Origin of the sequence: Phytoactinopolyspora endophytica (assembly GCF_004138495.1) — a bacterium.
Classification (GTDB): Bacteria; Actinomycetota; Actinomycetes; order Jiangellales; family Jiangellaceae; genus Phytoactinopolyspora; species Phytoactinopolyspora endophytica.
Genome location: NZ_ML142860.1, coordinates 14,659 through 19,911, shown reverse-complemented (window position 1 = coordinate 19,911; position 5,253 = coordinate 14,659). Strand labels below are relative to the sequence as shown.

General features: G+C 65.6%; 6 protein-coding genes. 2 read left to right on the top strand and 4 right to left on the bottom strand.

Translation table 11 applies throughout. From position 1 onward, the window contains the following. The coding region (locus ELR45_RS41280; RefSeq protein ID WP_420813922.1) for an MFS transporter at positions 1 to 373 on the bottom strand (373 nt) is incomplete at its 3' end. Positions 374 to 585: 212 nt separating this feature from the next. Between ELR45_RS41280 and ELR45_RS21330 the strand changes: the two genes are divergently transcribed. Continuing rightward, positions 586 to 1,116 carry a TetR/AcrR family transcriptional regulator gene (locus tag ELR45_RS21330; RefSeq protein ID WP_129668166.1) on the top strand — a complete coding sequence of 177 codons (531 nt, stop codon included), beginning with the start codon at positions 586 to 588 and terminating at the stop codon, positions 1,114 to 1,116. A 161-nt stretch (positions 1,117 to 1,277) separates the two neighbouring features. Here ELR45_RS21330 and ELR45_RS21325 read toward each other — a convergent pair whose 3' ends face one another. After that, on the bottom strand, positions 1,278 to 2,945 hold the full coding sequence (locus ELR45_RS21325; protein WP_129668165.1) for a CTP synthase: 1,668 nt from the start codon (positions 2,943 to 2,945) through the stop codon (positions 1,278 to 1,280). A 219-nt stretch (positions 2,946 to 3,164) separates the two neighbouring features. On the opposite strand from ELR45_RS21325, the gene ELR45_RS21320 reads away from it, so the two are divergent. Further along, complete coding sequence (locus tag ELR45_RS21320; protein WP_129668164.1) at positions 3,165 to 3,437, top strand: winged helix-turn-helix domain-containing protein; 273 nt, start codon at positions 3,165 to 3,167, stop codon at positions 3,435 to 3,437. Positions 3,438 to 3,808: 371 nt separating this feature from the next. On the opposite strand, the gene ELR45_RS21315 is transcribed toward ELR45_RS21320, so the two are convergent. Further along, a complete protein-coding gene (locus ELR45_RS21315; protein WP_129668163.1) occupies positions 3,809 to 4,045 on the bottom strand; it encodes a helix-turn-helix domain-containing protein in 237 nt (78 codons plus the stop codon). Positions 4,046 to 4,217: 172 nt separating this feature from the next. Then, positions 4,218 to 5,253, bottom strand: a 1,036-nt coding sequence (locus tag ELR45_RS21310; RefSeq protein WP_205856990.1) for a glycosyltransferase, incomplete at its 5' end; no start/stop codon positions are given.

The window sequence follows — 5,253 nt, the reverse complement described above, 5'->3', positions numbered from 1 at the left end:
TCAACGTGGCGCCGGCCACACCCAGCAACGCTCGCGCAATGATCAGCATCTCCGGCGAGGTCGAGTACGCGGCCAGCGCCGAGGCGACACCGAACCCAAGCGCGCCGAACATCAGCAAGCGCCGCCGGCCGATCCGGTCCCCCAGCGTGCCCATCGTCACCAGCAGGCCACCGAGCATGAACGAGTAGACGTCGACGATCCACAGCAACTGGTTACCACTCGGAGCCAGGCCCTCGCTGAGGTGCGGGACCGCGAAACTCAGCACGGTGGCGTCAACGGAGATCAACAAGACCGGGAGCAGGAGGACGCTGAGCGCACCCCATTCACGCCGCCCCGCTCGCGGAGCAGCCTCCTCGACATGCCCGACCGACACCGTAACTCCACTCACCCGAGGCTTCGCGCTCACCCGTCGACCGTCCTCGCCACACCACCACACGCGCATCCCGACCCGGCTCCACTCGCCGAGGCGGGCTGTGCGCGAAATCGTCGCGGTCCTGCAAGACGTCGGCCCAGTGTGATTGCGCGGCCGATTACTTCACCGTCCAGACGGCGTAGTAATACCGTCCGGACGGTATACTAACACGCATGGCGCGACCATCCTCCCGTGACCGGATCCTGGATGCTCTGCAGGAGATCCTCACGAAAGAAGGCCTGTACGCGGTGACTCTCGAGTCGGTGGCCGAGGCCGCCGGCGTCTCGAAAGGCGGGCTGCTCTACCACTTCCCGAACAAGGAGACCTTGCTCGACGCCTTCGTGGAACGGATGTGCGAGACCGCGGAGGCAGAGTTCGCCGAGGCCGAGCAGGCCGAGGACATCGTCCAGTTCTACCTGCGCGCCTCGGTACCCGGCAGCTCGGACGCCGCACTGATGTGGTCCCTGGTGGCATCCCTACGCACCAACGACGTGGCGACCGCCGAAGCCCGCCAGCTCGTCGCGGGTTTCTTCAAGCGTTGGTCGGAGATCCTGCACCGCAAGATCCCCGACCCCGTCATGGCTCAGATCGTGCTACTCGCCGGCGACGGCCTCTATCTGCGCGCCCTGGCGGACCTGCCGCTCCCCAACGCCGAAACTCATGCCGCGATCGCCGAACGCCTCGCCCACCAGGCCCGTCCGTAAGCCGAACGCTCAAGGCGAGGTGGGAGGGAGAGAGTCCCCTCCAGGGAAGGCTCGGGCATCGGCGTGTGAGGAGCCCCGCGACGATCTCGCCGCGGGCGAGGAGGGGACTCTCTCCCTCCCACCGGACGCAACCCCGGCCTGTTCGGACGCGGCCGCCCCGCTCAGGCGACCGGCTCGACATCCACCGGCAGCTGAGTCTCCTGCTGGCGTTCCACCGCAGCGGCAATCAGGCCACGGAACAGGGGATGCGGCCGCGTCGGGCGCGACTTCAGCTCCGGGTGCGCTTGGGTCGCCACGAAATACGGGTGCACGTCACGGGGCAGCTCGATGAACTCCACCAGCCTGCCGTCGGGTGACGTCCCTGAGACCACCAAACCCGCACCGGTGAGCTTCTCCCGGTACTCATTGTTGACCTCATAGCGGTGACGATGCCGTTCGGAGACCCGTTCACTCCCATAGAGCTCGCCCACGATGCTTCCCGGCTCCAAAATTGCTGGATACGACCCCAGCCGCATCGTGCCCCCGAGATCACCCCCACCGGCGACGATCTCCTTCTGGTCTTCCATCGTGGCGATGACCGCAGCCGGGGTCTTCGGGTCGAACTCAGCCGAGCTGGCTTTGTCAAGCCCGGCCACATGCCGCGAATGGTCGATGACCATGCACTGCAGGCCCAGGCACAGCCCGAGTGTCGGAATCCCGTTCTCTCTGGCGTAGAGGCTCGCGCCCACCTTGCCCTCGATCCCGCGGATACCGAACCCGCCCGGTATGCAGACCGCGTCGGCGTCGGACAACCTGGCTGCCGCTCCCGCCGGCGTCTCGCACTCGTCCGACGGCACCCAGCGGATCGTCACGCGTGCGTCTTCGGCGAACCCACCCGCACGCAGCGCCTCGGTCACCGACAGGTACGCGTCCGGCAGGTCGACGTACTTGCCTACCAGCGCGACGGTCACCTCATGCTTGGGATGGTGCACCCGGCGCAGCAGGTTCTCCCACGCAGTCCAGTCGACATCGCGGAAGGCAAGCCCGAGCCGCCGCACGAGATAGGCATCCAAGCCCTCGGAGTGCAGAACCTTGGGGATGTCGTAGATGGACGGCGAGTCGACCGCCGCCACCACGGCTTCGGCGTCGACGTCGCACATCAGCGAGATCTTGTTCTTCACACCGGCGGGAATCGGCCGATCGGAACGGCAGACGATCGCGTCCGGCGTGATTCCGACCTGCCGCAACGCCGCGACCGAATGCTGAGTCGGCTTGGTCTTCAACTCACCCGACGGAGCCAGGTAAGGCACGAGCGACACGTGCAGGAAGAAGCACCTGTCCCGTCCGACGTCATGGCGCACCTGCCGGGCCGCCTCCAGGAACGGCAACGACTCGATGTCTCCCACGGTGCCACCGACCTCGTGGATGACCACGTCCACGCGCGCATCGCCCATGGCGAGCATGCGCTCCTTGATCTCATTGGTGATGTGCGGGATGACCTGCACCGTGTCCCCCAGGTACTCTCCGCGCCGCTCCTTGGCGATCACATCGGAGTACACCTGGCCGGTGGTGACATTGGCATAGCGGGTGAGGTCGCGGTCGAGGAAGCGTTCGTAGTGCCCGATGTCCAGATCAGTCTCGGCGCCGTCATCAGTGACGAAGACCTCGCCGTGCTGGAACGGATTCATCGTTCCGGGATCGACATTGAGATAGGGGTCCAATTTCTGCATCGTGACCCGCAGACCGCGCGCCGTAAGCAGATTGCCCAAAGAAGAGGCCGTTAGCCCCTTGCCGAGGGAGGAGGCGACGCCTCCAGTGACGAAGACGTGTTTTGCTGGCTCATTTCCCACGGGCCTCCAGCCTAACAGTCCCGCGGTGCGGCGCGTCACGACATGCCGGAAAAGGCCGCGTTGGATCTGGACTCATCCCACGCTCACACTCCGAATGGAGGACACCCAAGGGCTGACCCGAACACCACGACCACAGAACACAGCGTTCCGCCGCGGCTCGGCGTACACCGCCGTCCTGGAACGCAGATCCCGGCCATGCCGACCTCTAAGTTGCATGCCATGAGTGTTCCGGAGTTCGACCCCAACGCCGGCGGCCCTGGCTACCTGTACTTGAAGCTTGCGGATTTCCTTGCAGAGCTGATCGAGGCCCAGCACCTCAAACCGAACTCACGTCTGCCCGGCGAACGTGACTTTGCGGAGCAGTACGACGTCTCCATCGGTACGGTCCGGCGTGCCACCGACGAGCTCCGCGAACGTAAACTCGTGGTCACGCTGCCGGCCAAGGGGAACTTCATCGCACCTCTCGAGCAGCAGCACCGCAACCGCACTTAGGGCATCTACCGCAATCTGCTACAGAATCAGCCAAACAGACAAATGCGCCCCGACATCCCCTCTTCCGCAGCCGACTTGTCCGTACCAGGAAGTGTCGACCGAGTCCATCGACAACTGGCGTCTGGGCGCAGCTACGTGCGACGGCGGCAGTCGAAGCTCAACTGCCGGGTGACTGCCGGACGATTCGATCAGTTTCCACGTTGATGATTCCCCCGGAAGGGTCTACCGTTCTTTGCATTGCACTGGGGATGGGCAAGCCGCAGTGGTGATCTTGGGATACGTATGCCTGAGAATCGGCCGAACCATCGGCTCATCCTCAGACTGCGGATCGCCAAGATCACCACGGGCCCGCTGGCAGGCCGCGACAGCGGCTACGCGTCCACCTCAGTGTCAGCCCGAGCCATCGGGTTCTTCTTGACCCACGTTGCGGTTTCTGTGTGCGCACGTTCGATGTATTCGTCGAGCCGGCTCTTCTCCACCCGCCACTGACCACGACCACCCATTTTCATGGCCGGTAGCGCCCCACTGCGGACGAGTGCGTAGACCTGCGCCGAGGAAGTGTTCAATACCTCACGAACCTCTTCGAGGGTGAGCAGTTTTTCATACATGAGCACAGACTACTCAGATTTGATCAAGATAGCCATGTCTTATCTCTGTCCAGCGCTTATTCCATCGATCTCAGGTGTCGGTGCAGGCAAACGGGCCGAACAGATGGCAGATGGTGAAGAACGAAGCAGATGAAGCCTTCCTTGACCGGAATCGCTGTCGGTTGTGGCGGCGCTACCGCGCTTTGACGCCGGCCAGATCCGCGTAGATCCCCGCCAGCTGCTCGGCGGTCGCATCCTCGTCCGGCCAGTGCTCCGCTCGTCGCCGCCCACGCTCGCCCAGTTCGGCCCGCAGCTCGGCATCATCGAGAAGAGCGACCACGGCATCAGAGACCGCGGCGGCGTTCCCCGCCGGCACGAGGATCCCATCGTCGTCCACCAGCTCTGGGAGCCCGCCCACGGCGCTGGCGACCACCGGGACGCCGGCACGCATGGCCTCCTGAACGACCAGCGCGCGCGCCTCCCATTGCGATGTGATGACATAGACGTCCGCGGCGGCCAGCAAGTCGGCGACGTCTTCACGACGTCCGAGGAAGCGCACCTCGATCCGGGCATTGTCGGCGTCTCGCCGAAGCCGATCCAGCTCAGGACCGTCGCCCGCCACAAGCACCACCGGTTGCGGCGCCCGCCGTCCCCAGCGAGCGACTGCGGCGAGCAACGTGTCATAGTCCTTCTGCGGCGCCAGACGGCCGATCGCCAGCACGACGGGCCGGTCACCGACGCCCAGTTCGGCGCGCATCTGCTCTCGGCCCTTCTCGGGCGGTGGCATGGCCGGTGCCGCGACCGGGGCCAACCGCGCATCCTGCGCACCGAGCGCATGAGCACGCCCGACCAGGTCGGATGACGCACCCAGTGTCACGTCCGCTCGCCGGGCCGCGAGGCGTTCCAGTCCGGTCAACAACAATCGACGCGACGTGCTCCCGAGGACGGCGTTATGCCACGTGGCCACGAGAGGCGTTCGACCCTCCCGGCGACGGCCCAGTGCAAGGCCGGTCAAGGCGGCGGCCCGGAAGCCATGTGCGTGCACTACGTCGGCTCCCACCAGCAGCTTGCGCAGCTGCATCAACGCGGCGAGGTCTTGCCGTGGGCGGGGGCGTGTGTAGATCTCCACCGGGGTGAAGACGGCCTCCCGTGGGTCGATGACGGTCACCTCGTGAGGCTGCGGTGTGTCCCGCGCCGTGCCCGCCGCGGCGCCCACGCTTCCGGCTCGT